This window comes from Luteimonas sp. MC1895 (assembly GCF_016457215.1).
Taxonomy (GTDB): Bacteria; Pseudomonadota; Gammaproteobacteria; order Xanthomonadales; family Xanthomonadaceae; genus Luteimonas.
Map to the genome: position 1 here is coordinate 444,417 of NZ_JAEMDY010000001.1, position 18,697 is coordinate 463,113.

The window sequence follows — 18,697 nt, forward strand, 5'->3', positions numbered from 1 at the left end:
GAAGCCATGAAAACGTCACGATTCGTTCCATCAGCGGTTTGCCATCCTCACGGCGTTGCCTTCGATCGCGGCCATGACGCGTTCCACGTGCCGCGGCTCTCCACCCTGCTCCATCACCGTCCTGCCAACGCCCGCAAGGGAGTCGAGGATCCTGCCGGACAAGGTCCGCACCCGGTCGATCACGTAAGGCTTGCGATAACCCGCGCCCTCGGCGAACAACGCCCAATCGCCAGCGTCCACCTGGTCGATGCGGGCAGCTTGGCCGATACGCATGGCCGGGGTGCGATCCACCAGCGGCTCGGGGAGATAGATCGTCGGCACCAGGTCGTACAGCGGCGCCAGCCAACGCCGCCCTTCGCGATCGCACAGCAGGGACAGGTTCTTGGCGTGCGCATCGGCGTTGCCCACCAGCGCGCTGAAGACCACCCAATCCAGCAGGCCCTGCACCGCCTTCGGGCCCACGGCGAGCCTCCGGACCAGGGCGGAACAGGCGGCCAGGCCCGGTCCGCCGCTGGCTTCGTACTTCAGCCCGTCGGGATAGCCCAGCGCCTGACAGAAATCCTCCTGGTGCAGGCGATGCAGCGTGCCGTCGCGAGCGCGTGCGCGGTCGTAGCGCTCCACCAGCAGTGCCGGCCGGTCCATCACGTCCACGAGCCGCGCCGCGGCTGCATCCAGTCCCACGGCACGGGCCAGCGCAAGCCCCATGGCCTCGGCATCGCGCAGGCCGCGGAATCGCCGGCTGTCGGGTTTCAGGATATGCGTGCTGGGTTCACCCCTGTGCGGCAGGCGCAACCGGCCGTCGCCTTCGGCCACCACGGCCAACTTGTCCTGCGCGCCTGCCAGGGACAGCCGCATCGGGGTTCCTGCAAGCGCCCAGCTGCCTTCGCCTCCCACATCACCCTGCAGGAACAGCACGGCTTCGAGGTCGGTTTCGTCGTCGTCCGGCGTAAGCACCGGGTCCGCTCCGGGCACGCGCACGCTCACGGCACCGGCGCACTCGCCACCGATCGCGGCCAGCAGGGCGAAGTCGTCATGCGGAATCCGGAGACGGTGGACGATCGCCTGTCTCACCGCGCCTTCCGGCAGCAGGTTGCAGAACCAGTTGCGTACCACGGCGCCGCCCCAGGGCTCTTCGCGCAGCGGCAACGTCACCGATAGCGCAGGCGCGCCGGCTTCCACATACCCTCCGTCGTAGATGAAGGTCCAGTCTTCGGGGCTGCGCAGGGTGCCGGAGATCGCGAGCACGCCCGCCGGCTTCCCGAACAGGTCCACCTCCAGCCGGTCGATCACTCGCCCACCCCCGCGAGCAGAAGCCGCAGGCCCAGCACGGAGAGCACGTCCAGCACCTTGCCGGCTTCCACCGTGGGTTTGCCCCGCTCCAGATCGCTGATGAAACGCGGCCCCGTGCCCGCAAGGCCGGCCAGTTCGGTCTGGGTCAGGCCATGGGTCTTGCGGGCCGTGCGGACCGCCTTGCCCAGGCTAGGGGTGTCCGACAGCTCCAAGGGAATTCCCGAAGGGGAATGGACATTGCTCATGAAGCGTCCGCTCCGTGATTATTCCTGTTCGGGATGATGTAACCGTGCACGGCCGAACGTCAATCACAAATTCCCGATCGGGAACGAAAACCTGGCGGACTTGGGGGGGCGGCGAGGTTGGATCGCGGCTGTAGCCGCTCCTACAGGTGCGGGCTGTGGGCTTGGGAGGCAGAAAGCCGCCCAGGGCGGCGATCGCTTCGGAGCCCGCTCACGCTGCCTGGCGGTGCTCGTAGTACGGGCGCTCGCGGTCGTCCAGGATCGCGTGCATCGCGGCCAGGTTGGCCGCATCCGGCGTGAGCCAGGCCTCCAGGTGCTCGGCCTTGATCGGCACGATGCACCGGTCGTGCCCCGCCGCGGCCACTTCGGCCGGGGGCTCGTCGGTGATCGCGGCGAAGGAGTACAGCTCCGAGCCGTCCTGCTCGGTGGTGCGCGTCCACAGGCAGGCCGCGATCATGTCGCGGCCGTCGCTGGGCCGGAACTCGAGCACCTGGTCCTGGCCGCCGCGGTCAACGTGTTCGTAGAAGGCGCTGGCCACCATCACGCCGTGGCCGTGGCCGAAGACCTTGCCCCAGGACTTCTCCAGGTTGTCGCGGCGTGCGTTGTAGGTGCCCGGGTAGCGGCGCTCGATGGCCTCGGTCCAGTCGGGCAGCCGGCACTGGTAGCGCATGAGGCGCGCCACGTAACGCCCGCGCTCGCGGATGACGACCGGGCACCAGTAGCCCGGATAGATGCGCCCGAGCCCCGCATCGGCGGGCGGCGTGCGGAGTTCATCCAGGCGGCGCATCGCGGCCTCGACCTTGCCGGTGCCGATGCGGATGTCTTCGCGCGCCTTCTTCGTCTCGCGCGCCTGCAGCGAGCGCTCGGCGTCGGCGACGCGCTTGCGCTGGGCGAAGACCAGTTGGGTCAGCTGGTCGATCTCGGTCTGGTCGGCGGCGGCGATGGCGGCCCCGATGCTGGCGGGTGCCAAGGCCACGGCTTCGCGCTCCACGGCGCGGGGCATCCTGGGGCGCTTGCCAGCATCCTTGCCCTTGCGAGTCCAGAATTCCTCGACGTACCAGTCGGGGTCGATCCTCACACCGAGGGTGCGTTCGAGCTTGCGGATTTCGGCGTAGACGAGGGCGGAGTAGCACATCGGGCGAGCTCCTGACTGAGTGGTTTTACCTCGGATCCACGATGTTGCCCGGATGCACCTCAACGCAGGCAGAGCGCGAATCTTCCGGCCTTGAACCCATGCTGCACACCCTGGCAAGCGACGCGGACGCCTGGCAGGACCCGCCGTGCCGCCTCGAGGGCGGCAGCAAACCCCCTCACCCCATCAACAACCCACTGATCTCCTCCACCTTCTCCCGCAGCAACCCCTCATCCCCCCGCGTCTCGACGTTCAACCTGATCAACGGCTCCGTATTCGAACTGCGCAGATTGAAGCGCCAATCCCCGAAATCCGCCGACAACCCGTCCGTGTAATCCAGCTCCGGCTGCAGCGCGCTGAAATGCGCCAGCACCGCCGCGATCGATGCCGCCGCATCCGCCACCGTGAAGTTGATCTCGCCGCTGCACGGAAACTTCGCCATCCGGTCTTCCACCAGCTCCGCCAGCGACAGGCCGCTCGTCGACACCAGCGCCGCGATCAGCAGCCACGGGATCATCCCGGAGTCGGCGTAGGCGAACTCGCGGAAATAATGGTGCGCGCTCATCTCGCCGCCGTAGAGCGCGTCCTCGGCGCGCATCTTCTCCTTGATGAAGGCGTGGCCGCTCTTGCACAGCACGGGCGTGCCGCCGGCCTCGCGCACCATCTCCACCGTGTTCCACAGCAGCCGCGGGTCGTGCACCACCTTGCCGCCCGGGCTGCGCGCCAGCAGCGCCTTGGCCAGCAGCCCGACCAGGTAATAGCCCTCGATGAAGCGGCCGGTGTGGTCGAAGAAGAAGCAGCGGTCGAAGTCGCCGTCCCAGGCGATGCCGAAGTCGGCGCCATGCGCCTTCACCGCGTCGGCGGTGGCGGCACGCGCGTCGGGCAGCAGCGGGTTGGGGATGCCGTTGGGAAAGGTGCCATCCGGCTCGTGCTGCACGCGCACGAACTCGAACGGCAGGTGCGGTGCGAGCAGGTCGATGACCGTGCCCGCGCCGCCGTTGCCCGGGTTGCTGACGATCTTCAGCGGCTTCAGCGCAACGCCCGCCACGTAGGTCAGCAGGTGCGCGATGTACGCCGACTTGTCGGTCATCGCGCGGCTGCCGCCGGCGCCCTGCCCCAGGGTGAAGTCGTCGGACAGCGCACGGTCGCGGATGGTGAACAGGCCGGTGTCGGCGCTGATCGGCCGCGCGTTCTCGCGCACCAGCTTCAGGCCGTTGTAGTCCATGGGGTTGTGGCTGGCGGTCACCATCACGCCACCGGCCGCACCCAGGTGATCGGTCTGGAAATAGACCTCCTCGGTGCCACAGAGGCCGATATCGATGACCTCGCGGCCGGCTTCGCGCAGGCCCTGCGCCAGGGCCGCCTGCAGCGCAGGGCTGCTCAGGCGGATGTCGTGCCCGATAACGACCGCACCAGGGCCGAGCAGCTCCGAGGTGGCCGCGCCGATGCGCATGGCCAGGGCCTCATCGAGTTCGTCCGGCACGCGGCCGCGGATGTCGTAGGCCTTGAATGCTTTCGATGACACGGGAGTGCTCCAGTGGTGCGGGGACCCGGATCATACCGGTAGCTGCTGTCGCATCAGCGACCGCTTCGACGGCCCCAGGCTGCCACCAGCGAGCAGCCGATCCACGCGAGCAGAACTCCTGCCAACCCGCCAAGAACATTCAACGCCGCATCCTCAAGCTTCGGCTGCCGCCCATCCGTGAGCCACTGCGACAGCTCCGCGGCCACGCCGAACGCCGCGATCAAGACAACGCCCCACCAGTTGCGCACGTCCTTGCGCGCCAGCCAGACCAGCAGGCCCAGCCAGGCGAAGGCGAAGAGGTGGATCCATTCCGGCGGGTCCAGGGGCGTGTCGCGTGTCAGGCCGTACAGGCGATGCACGCGGTCCATGCCGAACCACTCGCCCAGCATCGCGGTGGGCAGGAACAACATCGCCGACACCGCCAGCGCGGACGCGACCAGCAACACCGCCACCACCGGATGGCTACCGCGGGCCAGCAGCATCGCCACGCCCAACGCCAGGACTGCCAGCAGCATATCGGCGCCGGTCATGGCGCAGGCAGCAGTTCGCGATACACGGCCATGGTGCGGTCAATGACGATCTTCTCGTCGAATTCCGCCAGCGCCTTGGCGCGCGCGGCCTTGCCGAGGCGTGCGGCCAGCTCGGGATCATCGTGCAGCCGCGCAATGGCCGCAGCCAGCGCAGCGGCATCGCGCACCGGCACCAGCAGGCCGTCGACGCCGTCGCTCACCACTTCCCGGCAGCCCGGCACGTCGGTGGTCACCAGCGGCAGCGCGCAGGCGGCGGCCTCGATCAAGCCCTTCGGCAGGCCTTCGCGATAGCTGGGCAGCACCACCACGTCGACCGACGCGAACAGCGCCGACATGTCATCGACGTGACCGAGCCACTCCAGCACGCCCTCTTCCGCCCATCCGCGCACGGTGGCTTCGGGCACTGCGGCAGGATTTCCAGGATCGGGGTCGCCAGCCAGCAGGAACTCGATCGCCCTGCCCTCGCCCCGCAGCCGCCGTGCGGCCTCCACGAACTCCGCCAGACCCTTGTCCCACAGCAGGCGCGCGGCCAGCAGCACGCGCAGCGGACGCGCTGAATCGCGCTGGCCTTCGCGCGCCACAAAGCGCGAGCAATCCACGCCGGAGCCGGGAATCAGGTGGACATGCTCGCGATCCACCAGCTCCGCGGCGGCAAACAGCGCCACGTCATCCGGGTTCTGCAGCACCAGGCGCGCGTTGTCGCCATCCAGAGCGGTACGCAGCAACGTGCGCACCAGCGGGCGCAGCACGCGCGCCTTGGTGTCGCTACTGGTGAACACGTAGCCCATGCCGGCTACGGCGTTGACACGCGCCGGCACGCCGGCCAGGCGCGCGGCAAGCGACCCGTACACCGCGCACTTGATGGTGAAGCCATGCACCAGCGCAGGGCGCTCCGTGCGAAACAGCGACACCAGCCATGCCAGCAATCTCGCCTCGCGCAACGGGTTGAGGCTGCGGCGGTCCATCGGCACCGGCTCCCAGCGCAGGCCGAGCGCGCGCAGCTTCTCGCCGTATGGGCCGGGGGGTGAGATCAGCAACAGATCGTAGCCATGCGCCTGCAACGCCAGCGCCAGCGAGCGGCGGAAGTTGTAGAGGTACCAGTCGGTGTTCGCGAACAGCACGATCTTGTGTGACGCACGCGGCATCGCGTGTGCCATGTCAGACACGCTCCATCGTCACCGCACCACTCCGCGCTTGGCCAGCGACAGCAGGTACTGGCCGTAGCCGTTCTTGGCCAGCGGTGCGGCCAGGCGGGTGAGGTCGGCGTCGTCGATCCAGCCGTTGGTCCAGGCGATCTCTTCCGGACAGCACACGCGCAGGCCCTGGCGCGCCTCGACGGTCTCGATGAAGTTCGAAGCTTCGATCAGCGACTGGTGGGTGCCGGTGTCGAGCCAGGCATAGCCACGACCCAGCTGCTCCAGGTGCAGGCTGCCCTCTTCGAGATAGCAGCGGTTGAGGTCGGTGATTTCGAGTTCGCCGCGCGGCGAGGGCTTGAGCGAAGCGGCGAAGTCGCTGGCGCGGCCATCGTAGAAGTACAGGCCGGTGACGGCGTAGTTCGAGCGCGGGTTCGCCGGCTTTTCCTCCAGCCCCACCACCTTGCCGTCGGCGTCGAAGTCGGCCACGCCGTAGCGCTCCGGATCGCTCACCCAGTAGCCGAACACGGTCGCGCCGTCCTGGCGCGCATCGGCGCGCTTGAGGATCTCGGTGAAGCCATGGCCGTGGAAGATGTTGTCGCCCAGCACCAGGCAGCTCGGCTTGCCGTCGACGAACTCGCGGCCGATCAGGTAGGCCTGTGCCAGCCCGTCCGGGCTCGGCTGCACCGCGTAGCGGATGTCCATGCCCCACTGCGAGCCGTCGCCCAGGAGCTGCTGGAACAGCGCCTGCTCGTGCGGGGTGTTGATGATCAGCACCTCGCGGATCCCGGCCAGCATCAGCGCGCTCAGCGGGTAGTAGATCATCGGCTTGTCGTACACCGGCAAGAGCTGCTTGCTGATGGCGCGGGTGATCGGATACAGCCGGGTGCCGGAGCCGCCGGCCAGGATGATGCCGCGGCGCGCGGTCATGCTTCGGCCCCGATGCGTTCCAGGCGGTAGCTGCCGTCGAGCACGCGCTGCACCCAGGGCTGGTTGGCCAGGTACCAGTCGACGGTTTCGGCGATGCCGCGCTCGAAGATATAGGCCGGCGTCCAGCCGAGCTCGTCGCGCAGCTTCGAGGCGTCAATCGCATAGCGGCGATCATGCCCCGGGCGGTCGGCCACGAACGCGATCTGCGACTCGCGTGGCTGCCCGTCCTCGCGCGGGCGGCGCTGGTCAAGCAGCGCGCAGATGGTCTTCACCACCTCGATGTTCTGCATCTCGGCGTTGCCGCCGACGTTGTAGGTCTCGCCCACGCGACCCTTGGCCAGCACGGTGCGGATCGCCTCGCAGTGATCGGTCACGAACAGCCAGTCGCGCACCTGTTTGCCGTCGCCATAGACCGGCAGCGGCTCGCCGGCCAGGGCCTTGGCGATCACCAGCGGGACCAGCTTCTCGGGGAAGTGGTAGGGACCGTAGTTGTTCGAGCAGTTGGTGGTCAGCACCGGCAGCCCGTAGGTGTGGTGGAAGGCGCGCACCAGATGGTCCGAGGCCGCCTTCGACGCCGAATACGGCGAGTTGGGCGCGTAGGCCGTGGTCTCGGTGAACAGGCCGGTCTCGCCCAGGGTGCCGTAGACCTCGTCGGTGGAGACGTGCAGGAAGCGGAACGCGTCCTTCGCCTTGCCCTCCAGCGCCTTCCAGTAGTCGCGCACGGCCTCGAGCAGCGCCAGGGTGCCCACCACGTTCGTCTGCACGAAGGCCGCCGGGCCGTCGATCGAGCGGTCGACGTGGCTCTCGGCGGCGAAGTTGACGACCGCGTCCGGCCGGTGTTCGGCCAGCAGCCGGGCGACCAGGTCGCCGTCGCCGATGTCGCCGTGCACGAAGACGTGGTCGGGGTTGCCTTCAAGCGAGGACAGCGTGTCCAGGTTGCCGGCGTAGGTGAGCACGTCGAGGTTGACAACGCGGACGCCGGCGGCGACCGCCTCGAGCACGAAATTGCCGCCGATGAAGCCGGCGCCGCCGGTGACAAGCCAAGCTTTCTTCATGAAACTACAAGCTCCCTACAGATCGCTGGATTTCTTCCCGGGCCTTGCGGCCAGTCAGCCATCGTCGCGTCAGACCAAGGGCACGCCGTTCGTACAACGCCCAATACATCAGGCCACCCGCCAGCGCGACCGCGCTGATCAATAGGAACGCAGCCCAGCCTTGCACCCCTACCTTCACTGCCACGCGCACCGCGACGGACAGCAGCGGGTTGTGGATCAGATAAACCGCGTATGAGGCGGCACCCAGCACCATGAGGGGTCGCCAAATTCTCACGCGTGCTCCGGCCGGCATCGAGGCGGCCAACACGATCGCGCCGAAGCCGATGGCAACCCAGAATCGCACCGGTTCGAGCTGCAACGCCTGCAAGCAGACCGCTACGAGCCCGCCCATTGCCAACGCCAATGCAGTCTTCGCCCCCCCCGCAGTCCGCAACCGCCTTGAGATCCGGTACACCGCGACTCCGAGCAGAAAACACAGGTTCAGCGGGGAGAGGAAGTACCCGGCGAATCTGGACAACTCCACGTCCTGCATCCATACAGCCGCAATTGCTCCAGCCCACACCCCCAACAATGCCCACAAAACTCTTCGCGACACGAACCAAACTGAGAAGACCGCGTAAAAGATCAACTCATGAACCAACGTCCACGCTACCGACAGCGCCGGTGGCGAATTGGATGGCAGCAGCGCGAAACTGGTCAGAAGACCGGGTGAACGCTCCGCCTCACTCAACCCGGGGAGCAGAATGTAGAGCAGATAGATGCCGATGCCGATCGGAAGGTAGGGGACATAGATCCGCAGCAACCGCGCTTGCGCGTAGGCGCGAAATCCGCCGCCCCGATCCGCCAGCCGCTGTGACGTAAACGCGATGATGAATCCCGAGAGGACGAAGAAGAAGTCAACGCCGAGGAAGCCGTTAGCAATCACCTGACCTGCCGCACCCGCATCCCAATTGACAAAATGCGTCGTGGCCTGATTAGCATGTACAAGAAGAACCCACAACGCCGCAAACCCACGCAGAGCTTCAAGCCCCTCCAGCTTCTTGGTTCTCGCAACTGACATCATCATTGGACACCGCCGCTCGCCAGCGGATTCCCAAACCTCTCAATCCACGCCTTGGCCAGAAGCCTTGACCCGATGTCATTGAGATGGCCATCGTCTTTATACAGAGGCGTCCCATCCATCTCCGTTACACACGTCGTCGGGCCGCACATCAACCTGGACAGATCAATCCAGATCACATCGGGAAACTCTTCTCGAAGGCTGGCGAAGAAGGCTTCGACATCCCTGGTACGCTCCAGATAATCCTTTGTTGGCAACACGCATTCCCTATCCGTCTGAAACCGCTCGGCACGCAGCACACAATCGTGCAATCCCTTAGTGAGCAGTGGAATTGTGCTAAGGATGACGACACGCGAAGCAGATGACTGCGCCACGCCAATAGCCGCCCGCATCCCTGATTCAAACGCTCCTCGTCCCTCAAGGGATCCTGCGCGAAGAATCTCGTCGTTGTAAAAACGCGTGTAGTTGCCAGCCAGAACAACAGTTTCGATCCGCTCGCGATCGAGCAATTCCGTGACGTACCTGTTGCGAGGAGCGAAGTTCCCATGATGATCCAGCGACCCATCGCGCACCGACCAACGGTCGACGCCAGGCAGGAACGGCGTATTGCTCCGTGTCATGTCGTATCCCCTGAGGTTGGCATCCTTGCCAAGGACGTCGAGGAACCCGGTGAAATGATTGGCGTGGCTATCTCCTACCAACAGGAAGTCCACCTTGCCGCTCGAGCGCCCCACCACACACTGATCAGGCGGAAGCGGTGCGGTCGGTGGCCCTTCGTTGCAACGCCCACGGGCCTTGCTCGGAGATGCGAGCAGGGCCTCACTCTTCTTGTTGAGGCTGTCCGGGAACCGGCCTGGAATTCCGTTAACACCCACGAGGAGAAGCCCAAGCGCCACCGAAGCCAGTATTGGAGCGGCACCGCCCGTCAGCACTACGCGCATGCCCGAGAATGAGCGGAAGCGACGCGCTGGCAACTCGATGCAACGGTACGTCATCCAAGCCAACATCAAAGTCGCAACCACAACAGACACACCGTTCGGCACGGTGATTGCAACTTCGTTGAGATTTAAGAACGCGATAATTGGCCAGTGCCACAAATAGGCCGGGTATGAGATCTTGCCGATAAATGTGGCGATAGACGTACTGAGCGCCTTACCAACCACCGTCCCCTCACCCCAACGCAGCACCATCGCGGTGCCAAGCACCGGCATCAAGACTGCATATCCTGGGAACAACGTCTCCTTCCAATAGTAGAGGCCGGCATACAGAATCATCGCCATGCCCGCCAACGAGACAGCAGAGGCCCAAGACCTACCTCGAGTAGAGGCGGGCAAGTACGCCAGTAGTGCACCAATCGCAAGTTCGAAGAAGCGCGTGGGCAGCAGGTAATAGGCAGCGGCCGGGTAGTGTGCAACGCCCCACTGGGAGACCACTGTGCCGATCACCACGACAAGGAGAAGCACCCACAGGCGCCACTTCTGCGGAAGCAGTCGATGAACAACCAGCATGGCCACCGGCCAGAACAGGTAAAACTGCTCTTCGACGGCAAGCGTCCACAAGTGCAGCAGCGGGACCGTCTCGGCGCTCGCGCCAAAGTAGCCACCCACTTCCTGCCACATGTGGAAATTGGCCAGGAACAGGCTGGAAGCAATCATGCTGCGGGCGTATGCCAACAACTCAGCGGGCAGCATCCATATCAGTGCGGCGACTGTGGTAGCGAGCACTACCGTGAAATATGCCGGGGCCAATCGAACCACGCGCCGCTTATAGAAGCCGCCAAAGGAGAACGTTCCTGCTTCGATCTCGGACTTCACGATACTCGTAATCAGGAATCCTGAAATCACGAAGAACACGTCCACGCCAACGAAGCCGCCGGCAAGCCCGCCCCAGTCTCCAAGGTGGTGAAAGATCACCAGCAACACGGCCACGGCACGGAGGCCGTCGATATGCGGTTGATACTTCATCGTGCGTGTCTCAACTCCACAGCGGCATGAACTGGTACGGCAACCAATACTGTGAATGGGTAGCAAAATTGAGCCAGACAAACTGCACCGCCACGTAGTAACCGATGATCCCTAGCACGAGCGGAGTTCTGGTCTTGGTCGTCTTTGCCAGCCGGGGTAGGCGCGCGAACACGAAAAGCTGCAACGGGATCAGATACAGCGCGACGCGATCCACCGCAGTTGAGGCCAGCCCGACCAGGGGCACGCACAACAGGGCGAATACCGCCATCCAAAGCCACAGCTTCCTCTCCTCGGGGTCGGGAACCAGTCTTCGACGGAACAACAGAAGCAGGGCCGCGGGCAATGCATTCATCGCCACACGGATAGCTCCGCCCGAGGATTGCATGTCAGCTGCAACGTAGTTCGTCCACAGATTCTCGGCGCTGTCGGCCAACAACAGGAAGTACATCAGCAGCGTAGTCGCCAGGACCAAAGCGCCAGTCAACCAGCGGTTTCGACTCGCCGCCAGCGCCGCAATCGGTAGCAGCAGCACGGCGGACTTATGGAACAGGGCACCCAAAGCCACGAACAGCACGAACCTCCTCAGACGCCCGTCGCGCAGCGCCACCAGGCCCAGCAACGCAAATCCAAGCGCAACCGACTGTCGCGTGTACCCCATACCAACCACGATCAGCATGTACGGGACCGCCACAAGCAGCGCCAGCCAAGGGTGGGGCTGGCGTCGACAGAAGATCACCGTGCCGACCATCAGGATCGCAGCGTAGATCAGGTTAACCGTGTAGATATCGCCGCCCAGCCCGGCTACCAGCCGGTTCAGGACATAGTGGCCGGGGTCCGGCATGGTCGCAGCATCGGCGAGGCTCAAATCGGCGGCACGCTGGAAATGTACGAAGTAAGTGAACCAGTCTCCGCCAACTTCGTGGCGCAGCCCGATCATCACCGCAAACAACGTGCCGACGGCCAGCCACACGATGCGCGCCTGCCCTGCTGGAAGGCTCCGCGGGACCAGCATCCCGAAAGCCGGCAACAGGAACATTAGCCAGAAGGGCCACATCAGGCGGGCCTGCCCTGCTGCTCTAGCCAGGCCTGGAACATCAGCACTGCCCAAAGCCGGTGACCGAAGGAGGCCTCGCCCCTCTGATGACGGAGCCACGTCGCACGGATCGGAGCAGGGTCCAGGTAGCCCTCACGCTTCAAGCGGTCTTCGGCCAGGAGGGTCTCGGCCCATTCACGCAGGGGTCCGCGCAACCACTGGTCGAGGGGAATGCCGAACCCCATCTTTGGCCGCTCTAATAACGTGCGCGGCACATGTCGGTCCAGCAGCTGGCGCAAAAGCCATTTGCCATTTCCATCGCGCAACTTCATGTGCATGGGCAGCGACCATGCGAACTCGATCACATCGCGATCCAGGAACGGAGCCCGCGTCTCTAGCGACGCCGCCATCGATGCGCGGTCGACCTTCACCAGGATGTCGTCGGGCAGGTATGTCATCGAGTCCAACGCCATCATGCGTGCCACTGGATCGTCCAGCTGTGGCCATCGGGCCCTGTCGTCCAGCAGGTTTGGCGGCATCGTGCCGCCAATCACCATCGCCCCAGGGTCCCGCCACCCGCCCGAAACCAACGCCACATACAGGTCGTCGAGTCCGCGTACGCCGGTGAGTGCTGATGCCAGCTTGTGCGCCTTGTCGCCCGGCAAGGCGATACCCACATGACCAGCGAGAGATCCGAGCCAGCGGTTCATGGTGGTAGCAGGAAGTGCAGTCAGGAGAGACCCGAAGGTACCGCGCAGACCCGGCGGAATCCGGCGGATCCTGTCCCACGTTCGGGGACCCATCACATATCGGTTGTAGCCGCCAAACAGCTCGTCTCCTGCATCTCCCGAAAGGGCCACGGTCACATGTTGGCGTGCTAGCGCCATGACCAGATGTGTCGGCAGCTGCGAAGAGTCGGCGAAAGGCTCGTCGTACATCGCCGGCATCCTGGGCACCAACGCCAGCGCATCGCTGCCTGCCAGTCGCAGTTCGGTATGGTCGGTGCCCAAGTGAGCGGCCACTGCGCGCGCATGCGCCGCCTCGTCGTACTGCCTTTCCTCGAAGCCGATGGTGAATGTCCGTACCGGCCGGCTACTAGCCACCTGCATCAGCGCGGCAATCACCGTCGAATCGATTCCGCCTGAAAGCAGCGCGCCCAAGGGCACGTCCGCGACCATCTGCCCGCGTACCGCTTTACCCAGGTACCCTTCGAGCGCATCGATCGCCTCGACCTCGGTGCCCTGGAATCCATGGGCCGTGCCACGCTCCGCGACATCGACAAGCGACCACCATGCCACCGGCTCAAGCTCGCGCTGCCCGGCTTCCAGGCGCAACCAGCTGCCCGTCGGCAGCTTCTGGATTCCCTGGTAGATGGAGTACGGCGCAGGAATGTAATTGTGCCGCAGCAGCAAGGCCAAGGCCCCACGGTCGACCGACGCACTGAACGCCGGATGCGCGGCAAGCGCTTTCAGCTCCGAGCCGAACAGGAAGGTGCCGCCCTGCCAGCCGTAGTACAGCGGCTTCTCGCCCATGCGGTCACGCGCCAAGGTCAACGCCCGTTCGCTGCGGTCCCAAAGGGCAATGGCGAACATGCCGACACTCGCTTGAAGGGTGCGTTCCAGGCCCCAGGCCTCGATGCATGCAAGCAATGTCTCGGTGTCCGAATGTCCTCGCCACGCGGGTGCGCGGCTCTCGCCCTCCAGTTGCCGGCGAAGCTCCAGATGGTTGTAAACCTCGCCGTTATAGGCCAGCACCCAGCGTCCGCTGGGGGAGAGCATCGGCTGGCGACCGGCGGGCGACAGATCCAGAATCGAAAGACGCCGGTGTGCCAACGCAAAGCCCGCATCAGCATCAACCCACACGCCACCATCGTTGGGACCGCGATGCCGGAGCGGATCAGCCATCGCCAGCGCAATGGCACCCGCATCGGCTACATCGCCATCCTTTGCCCAGAATCCAGTCAGTCCACACATCAGCTGGCCGCTTCCTTCGCGACATCACGCAGCACCCGCCCCAAGCGTGGTGCCTGTGCCTGCAACGAGTACGTTTCCTCCACCTTTCGACGACCGGCCCGACCCATTGCTGAGCGCAGGGCAGGATCGGCGACCAGTTGGCTCAGGGCATCGCTCCACTGCTCCGGGGTCGAGGCGAGAAATCCCTCTTCGGAAGACACGATCACCTCGTTGACCCCCACCGGAGACGCCACCACCGGCAGCCCACAGGCCATGTACTGGATCAGCTTGTAGCCGCACTTGCCGCGTTCCCAGGGCTCGTCCTGGAGCGGCATGATGCCAATGTCGAGCTGCTGCAATTGCTCCACTTCCGTGTCTTCCCGCCAGACCTGCGCCTGGAATGGCGTGCCTTGCACCTGATCCGGGCGTGCACCAATGGCCACGCAGCGGATCTGTCCGGCGGCCTGCAAGGGCGCCAACGCCCCCGCCACCTCGCTCAGGTATCCGGCCGTGGCGGGTGATCCGATCCACCCCACCACGACCGGCCCTGCCACCTCACGTTGCGCTGGCGCCGGGTAACGCTCCAGATCGATGACCGTAGGCAGCCACTCCACGCGCTTGCAACCGGCGGCACGGGCTCGGTCTGCCAAGTAGTCATTGCCGACGGTGACCATGTCAGCGCGTGCCATCACCGCTTCAATCTTGCGTCCCAGTAAGCCACGTACCAAGAACGAACGATGCTGGTCGTAGCGATGAAACACCGCGTCGTCGTAATCCACCACCAGACGTGGTCGTGAAGGCATCGAAGCAAGCTCAAGCCAGGCGGGCAACCAAGGCCACATCTCTTTCTCCACCCACAGCGCATCGAATTGGCCGGCGCTAAGCAACCGCCTCAGGCGGCGCGCGTAGGCGCGGGCGACTTTCGGCACAGACATGCTGCCGGCATACAGGTCCGAAACGTAGCCATCGCCCAGCAAAGGCGCCACTTCCGCACCAACACCCATGGCTTGCAGCGCTGGCAAGTACTGCAGCATGCGCAGCCGACTGCTTGCGCCATCGGCGTCGTAGCGTGGCAATACCAGCAGGCGCATCAGGCCTCCGCTTCCACGGAAGTCCACACCTGCCGGTACCGCTCAACGCCTTCCTGCAGCGAGAAATGCCGATGAGCGGCGGCTACGCAACGGTCCTTGGTGGCGGAATCCGCCACCAAGGCAAGCAGGCGCTGCAGGCCAGCGTCCAGCGTGGCCGAATCGAATGCATCGATGGCCACACCCACCCCCTCGCCTTCGAGCACCTGAGCCATGTCGCCCACGCCCTGATTGGACATGCAAGGGATGCCGCAGCCGAGGAATTCTCCGAGCTTCGTCGGAGCGCAGGCCGCGCGAGAGTATGAGGGCTTGTAAAAGAAGATCCCCGCATCCATCCGCGCCATCTCCTCAGGCACCTGATCGTGGCCGGCGCTGAGCAGGTCCACCGCAGCCAGGTCCACTCCACCAGCGACTAGGCGCTGGCAGATGTAATCGTGCTCGTGACGGTTAACCACCCGCAGCCGCGCATCCGGACGGAGTTGCCGTAGGCGCGAGAATATCACCACCACTTCATCGAACAGATACCAGGTGCCGGCCGAACCGACGTAGCCCAGAGTGAATGCGCCACTGCTCCCCGGCGGTCGCGAGTGCGGACGGAAACGCGCAAGGTCGGCGCAGGTGGGAATCACGGTAACTGGTGGCATGCGACCCTTCAAATAATCGAAGCTCTGCATTTCGACCACAGCGGCGTGGGTCAGCGACACCACGTGGTCGGCTGCCAGCAGGAAGCGTTGCTCGAACCATTTCGCGACCCAGTACATGCGCCCATCGCGCGGCCAGAGACCACCATCCACACGCTCATCGGCCCAGAAGCCGCGCATGTCGAACACGAACTTCACTCCGGCCAAGCGCTTGAGTACCAGCGCAATCACGGCAGGCACGTAGCTGCGGGCGTGGACGATGCCGATACGGTGTCGCCGCGCCAGCCACAACCCGCTGACGATCCCCACCAGGACGTCCCAGGCCGTGGCGAGCGCGGACGGACGCTTGTGATAGCGACGGGGGTGCCAGTGGATGCCGGCGGCCGCAATGCGTGCGGCCAGCGCCCGGCGCTTGTCCAACTCAGCCCAGTCCTGCGGCTTCTCGAAGCTGAGCAGGTGGATGGGGCGATCGCCCGCCAAGCGCTCCAAGTAGGCTAGCACTTGGGACTGGCCAAGGGGCTCGAGCATGCCGTCGTAGGAGACATAAAGCGCTGAAACCTCAGCCATACTCAACCCGGCCCGTCAAAAGGCAGAATCAGGTCGCGAATCTCAGTCCACATCGCAGCCGTTGCCAAATCTGAATAAGCCTTGCCGGCGCGCATCTTGGATTTCAGAAGCTCTGCATGAGAATTATCGGTAATCATCTCCAGGACGCTATGGAGAGATCCGATAGGATTAGTCAAATCAACCAGACACTCTTCGCAGCCATACTGCCGCAAGGCCTCACGATACTTAAACACCCACGCAACCACAGCAACTGGGACGGCCGAATTAAGCGCGTTGTACAGCCCATGCAGCCTTGAAGTAACTACAGCCGCTGCCGTAGAAATCGCGTTCTTTAACTCCACGGGATCATCAAAGACTACGACATCATTAACTGAGAAGCCCAACTCGCCAACATCATCCACGAATTGAAGATCATTTGAGGATTCATGTATTAGAAGCTTCGGCACAAGCCCGCGCTTTTCCAGAATGCGCCGTGCATCACTAAGAACGCGATAATACATTGCTTTATCCAGGGCGCCACTATCGATAACACGATAACTTGGGATCACGTACGCGACATCCCCAGGCCCTGACTCAACTCCGCCAGAAGAAGCGACCTTATGAGTGTAGTCAGGCGCAAACCTGACATTACTGCGCTCAGCAGGCACTATCTCATCCAGCGTGCTCTTCGAATTTTCATCGCGCGCGAACGCCAGATCTACGAAGCGCAGCATCTCACGCACCGAAGCTTTTGATATCTTCTCAAACGGACCCCACGTCTTAGGCATCAGAATTACACAGGCGCCAGCACGATGCAGACGCTTGTATGTCCTCACCCCCCATTCAATCTTTTCTTGGCCCCATACGTCGCCATAACAATAACCGGACACGTCCATAGCAACATCAATATCCTCGACGATGCAAACGCCGATACGCCGTCGTAGTTCCGGACCAGCGATGTGCGCAAGAGCTGCCGATACTGACACTACACGATTGAACGTGCGCTGCTTCCACGTAGCGCCCGGCAAATCGGACACAAGGCACACGCGATAACCTCGCGCCTCGCGACGACTAGTAAAATGGAGACTGGCTGGCGCGGCCCAATCGTGGCCGTCACCGAGCTCACGAACGATCGCTTCATTCATCAGCGCATCGCCCTTATTCTTAAAGCTGGTATTAAACAGCAAAATCGACGCCACTCGTGTCTCCTTAGGATTTCACAAACATCAAACTGAGCACGCTGGAGTCCAGCCCTATTACCCGTCGGGCATCAAGCCACATGATGATGCTCCACACTATCTGCGCCGACGCGCTTGCTACTGCAGCACCGAGAATACCGCAATACGAGATTAGGACAGGGGCCGTGACACATAACAAAGCGAGCGAAATCCCGGACGCCTTCGTTACGTGCTTATGATTGCCTGTCATATTCAGCAACGCCGCACCAGCCCCGCATGCACCGCTCACAACGATTCCCAAACAAATAATTTGAAGCGCTGGCACAGCAGCAAGATACTCGGCTCCAAACACCCACCCAATTAGCCAGTCTCCCGCCACAAAGAACGGGAGAGCGACGAGAAGCGCTCCGAGAGACATTCCAGCCGCGATGGCGCGCAAGAGGCGCTGCAACCGCGCATTATCTCCGCCTGCAAAAAGACTTGAAATTACAGGCGCACATACAACACTGAGCATCGTTACTGGAACAGATACGATGAGGGCAACTGAAGTGGCGACTCGGTAGGCCCCGACGGCGCTCATTGCCGCTATTGCGGCTAGCAGCAGAATCACGACGTGTGATTGCAGTACCCGCATGCCTTCGCTTAACGCCATTGGAAACGCTGCCGACCACCAATCCGGGCTACTTGATGCAACCGACGCTGTAGCGACCTGACGGGGAAGGGACTTTCGCAACATAAAGCTTGCCACCAGAAGGGCAACTCCGGATCCCGCTGAACCTAGGATCATCGCCATGCTTGGCGTCATTCTAGTAACGAGTCCCGTTGCGACAAGAAGAAATGCAGAGAACGCCAGAGGCCTGACTAAGATATCGGGCAGCTGGCCTTTCACAATGTGGTGCAACCCTCGCAGCGTAGCGCCTTTTATTTTCCCAAGAGCAACTAGAGGAATCATCGTTAATCCCGCAAGCACTGTTAGTGCCAATTCGGAATCGATGGCGATATTCGATAGATATAGCCACACCAGCACCCCGACTGCCACGACGGCGAATACTAAGAAGGAGGTTCGACTGGCCCACTGAACTATGCCTTTGAGTCGCCCCCATTCGCTCCTTGTGTTCGCCGCAGCAACTTCTCGCGTTACTAATTGCGGAAGCCCAAATTCCGTAGGCACTGCGAGCAATGCGGTGATTGACATTGCTACGCCATAGATTCCATAACCCTGTGCGCCTAGACCACGAGCAAGTTGCACACCAACAAGGAATGCGAATCCCATCCCAGCGATCCTCAATCCCATGCTCCCAAAGGCTGCCCTCAGAAGAGTGGGGCCCAGTCCACTACCTGCGAAGTATTTTCGACACTTTGAGATCATCTGGCTCGGATGTCCGAGAGCCACTGTGC

The 18,697-nt window shown here is 63.5% G+C and carries 16 protein-coding genes; all 16 read right to left on the reverse strand.

The genetic code is table 11. From position 1 onward, the window contains the following. Positions 1-30: 30 nt before the first annotated feature. The 16 genes from JG616_RS01950 to JG616_RS02025 all read right to left on the reverse strand — a co-directional run bounded on the left by JG616_RS01950 (position 31) and on the right by JG616_RS02025 (position 18,668). A complete protein-coding gene (locus JG616_RS01950) occupies positions 31-1,290 on the reverse strand; it encodes a type II toxin-antitoxin system HipA family toxin (protein WP_199391502.1) in 1,260 nt (419 codons plus the stop codon). Next, positions 1,287-1,535, reverse strand: coding sequence for a type II toxin-antitoxin system Y4mF family antitoxin (locus tag JG616_RS01955; protein ID WP_199391503.1), 249 nt, complete (start codon positions 1,533-1,535; stop codon positions 1,287-1,289). The genes JG616_RS01950 and JG616_RS01955 overlap by 4 nt, the downstream gene beginning before the upstream one ends. Before the next feature lie 208 nt (positions 1,536-1,743). Continuing rightward, positions 1,744-2,667 (reverse strand): SOS response-associated peptidase family protein, encoded by a 924-nt coding sequence (locus JG616_RS01960; protein WP_199391504.1) that lies wholly within the window; start codon positions 2,665-2,667, stop codon positions 1,744-1,746. Positions 2,668-2,842: 175 nt separating this feature from the next. Next, a complete protein-coding gene (locus JG616_RS01965) occupies positions 2,843-4,189 on the reverse strand; it encodes a phosphomannomutase (RefSeq protein WP_199391505.1) in 1,347 nt (448 codons plus the stop codon). A gap of 53 nt (positions 4,190-4,242) precedes the next feature. After that, complete coding sequence (locus JG616_RS01970) at positions 4,243-4,719, reverse strand: VanZ family protein (RefSeq protein WP_199391506.1); 477 nt, start codon at positions 4,717-4,719, stop codon at positions 4,243-4,245. Next, on the reverse strand, positions 4,716-5,876 hold the full coding sequence (locus JG616_RS01975; protein ID WP_235972910.1) for a glycosyltransferase family 4 protein: 1,161 nt from the start codon (positions 5,874-5,876) through the stop codon (positions 4,716-4,718). Before JG616_RS01975 ends, JG616_RS01970 begins: the two co-directional genes overlap by 4 nt. An 18-nt stretch (positions 5,877-5,894) precedes the next feature. Next, on the reverse strand, positions 5,895-6,782 hold the full coding sequence (gene rfbA / locus JG616_RS01980; RefSeq protein WP_199391507.1) for a glucose-1-phosphate thymidylyltransferase RfbA: 888 nt from the start codon (positions 6,780-6,782) through the stop codon (positions 5,895-5,897). Continuing rightward, positions 6,779-7,837 (reverse strand): dTDP-glucose 4,6-dehydratase, encoded by a 1,059-nt coding sequence (rfbB, locus tag JG616_RS01985; protein WP_199391508.1) that lies wholly within the window; start codon positions 7,835-7,837, stop codon positions 6,779-6,781. Before rfbB ends, rfbA begins: the two co-directional genes overlap by 4 nt. Before the next feature lie 4 nt (positions 7,838-7,841). Continuing rightward, a complete protein-coding gene (locus tag JG616_RS01990; protein ID WP_199391509.1) occupies positions 7,842-8,900 on the reverse strand; it encodes an acyltransferase in 1,059 nt (352 codons plus the stop codon). Continuing rightward, positions 8,900-10,861, reverse strand: coding sequence for an acyltransferase family protein (locus JG616_RS01995; protein ID WP_199391510.1), 1,962 nt, complete (start codon positions 10,859-10,861; stop codon positions 8,900-8,902). The genes JG616_RS01990 and JG616_RS01995 overlap by 1 nt, the downstream gene beginning before the upstream one ends. A 10-nt stretch (positions 10,862-10,871) precedes the next feature. Continuing rightward, positions 10,872-11,915 (reverse strand): EpsG family protein, encoded by a 1,044-nt coding sequence (locus JG616_RS02000; protein ID WP_199391511.1) that lies wholly within the window; start codon positions 11,913-11,915, stop codon positions 10,872-10,874. Further along, positions 11,915-13,867 carry an asparagine synthase (glutamine-hydrolyzing) gene (gene asnB, locus JG616_RS02005; protein ID WP_199391512.1) on the reverse strand — a complete coding sequence of 651 codons (1,953 nt, stop codon included), beginning with the start codon at positions 13,865-13,867 and terminating at the stop codon, positions 11,915-11,917. The genes JG616_RS02000 and asnB overlap by 1 nt, the downstream gene beginning before the upstream one ends. Next, the gene (locus JG616_RS02010; protein ID WP_199391513.1) at positions 13,867-14,937 is read right to left on the reverse strand and encodes a glycosyltransferase family 4 protein; all 1,071 of its coding nucleotides are present in this window, start codon (positions 14,935-14,937) and stop codon (positions 13,867-13,869) included. The genes asnB and JG616_RS02010 overlap by 1 nt, the downstream gene beginning before the upstream one ends. Further along, positions 14,937-16,142 (reverse strand): glycosyltransferase, encoded by a 1,206-nt coding sequence (locus JG616_RS02015; protein WP_199391514.1) that lies wholly within the window; start codon positions 16,140-16,142, stop codon positions 14,937-14,939. Before JG616_RS02015 ends, JG616_RS02010 begins: the two co-directional genes overlap by 1 nt. 2 nt (positions 16,143-16,144) lie before the next feature. Further along, the gene (locus JG616_RS02020) at positions 16,145-17,320 is read right to left on the reverse strand and encodes a polysaccharide pyruvyl transferase family protein (protein WP_199391515.1); all 1,176 of its coding nucleotides are present in this window, start codon (positions 17,318-17,320) and stop codon (positions 16,145-16,147) included. 10 nt (positions 17,321-17,330) lie between these two features. Then, the gene (locus JG616_RS02025; RefSeq protein ID WP_343224960.1) at positions 17,331-18,668 is read right to left on the reverse strand and encodes an oligosaccharide flippase family protein; all 1,338 of its coding nucleotides are present in this window, start codon (positions 18,666-18,668) and stop codon (positions 17,331-17,333) included. Positions 18,669-18,697: the final 29 nt, after the last annotated feature.

What these genes read in the sequence shown, in the direction of transcription:
- JG616_RS01960 (WP_199391504.1), bottom strand. Translation starts at nt 2,667, where the DNA reads ATGTGCTACTCCGCCCTCGTCTACGCCGAAATCCGCAAGCTCGAACGC.
- rfbA (WP_199391507.1), bottom strand. Translation starts at nt 6,782, where the DNA reads ATGACCGCGCGCCGCGGCATCATCCTGGCCGGCGGCTCCGGCACCCGG.
- JG616_RS01975 (WP_235972910.1), bottom strand. Translation starts at nt 5,876, where the DNA reads ATGGCACACGCGATGCCGCGTGCGTCACACAAGATCGTGCTGTTCGCG.
- JG616_RS01990 (WP_199391509.1), bottom strand. Translation starts at nt 8,900, where the DNA reads ATGATGTCAGTTGCGAGAACCAAGAAGCTGGAGGGGCTTGAAGCTCTG.
- JG616_RS01995 (WP_199391510.1), bottom strand. Translation starts at nt 10,861, where the DNA reads ATGAAGTATCAACCGCATATCGACGGCCTCCGTGCCGTGGCCGTGTTG.
- JG616_RS01970 (WP_199391506.1), bottom strand. Translation starts at nt 4,719, where the DNA reads ATGACCGGCGCCGATATGCTGCTGGCAGTCCTGGCGTTGGGCGTGGCG.
- JG616_RS02015 (WP_199391514.1), bottom strand. Translation starts at nt 16,142, where the DNA reads ATGGCTGAGGTTTCAGCGCTTTATGTCTCCTACGACGGCATGCTCGAG.
- rfbB (WP_199391508.1), bottom strand. Translation starts at nt 7,837, where the DNA reads ATGAAGAAAGCTTGGCTTGTCACCGGCGGCGCCGGCTTCATCGGCGGC.
- JG616_RS02000 (WP_199391511.1), bottom strand. Translation starts at nt 11,915, where the DNA reads ATGTGGCCCTTCTGGCTAATGTTCCTGTTGCCGGCTTTCGGGATGCTG.
- JG616_RS02010 (WP_199391513.1), bottom strand. Translation starts at nt 14,937, where the DNA reads ATGCGCCTGCTGGTATTGCCACGCTACGACGCCGATGGCGCAAGCAGT.
- JG616_RS02025 (WP_343224960.1), bottom strand. Translation starts at nt 18,668, where the DNA reads ATGATCTCAAAGTGTCGAAAATACTTCGCAGGTAGTGGACTGGGCCCC.
- asnB (WP_199391512.1), bottom strand. Translation starts at nt 13,867, where the DNA reads ATGTGTGGACTGACTGGATTCTGGGCAAAGGATGGCGATGTAGCCGAT.
- JG616_RS01955 (WP_199391503.1), bottom strand. Translation starts at nt 1,535, where the DNA reads ATGAGCAATGTCCATTCCCCTTCGGGAATTCCCTTGGAGCTGTCGGAC.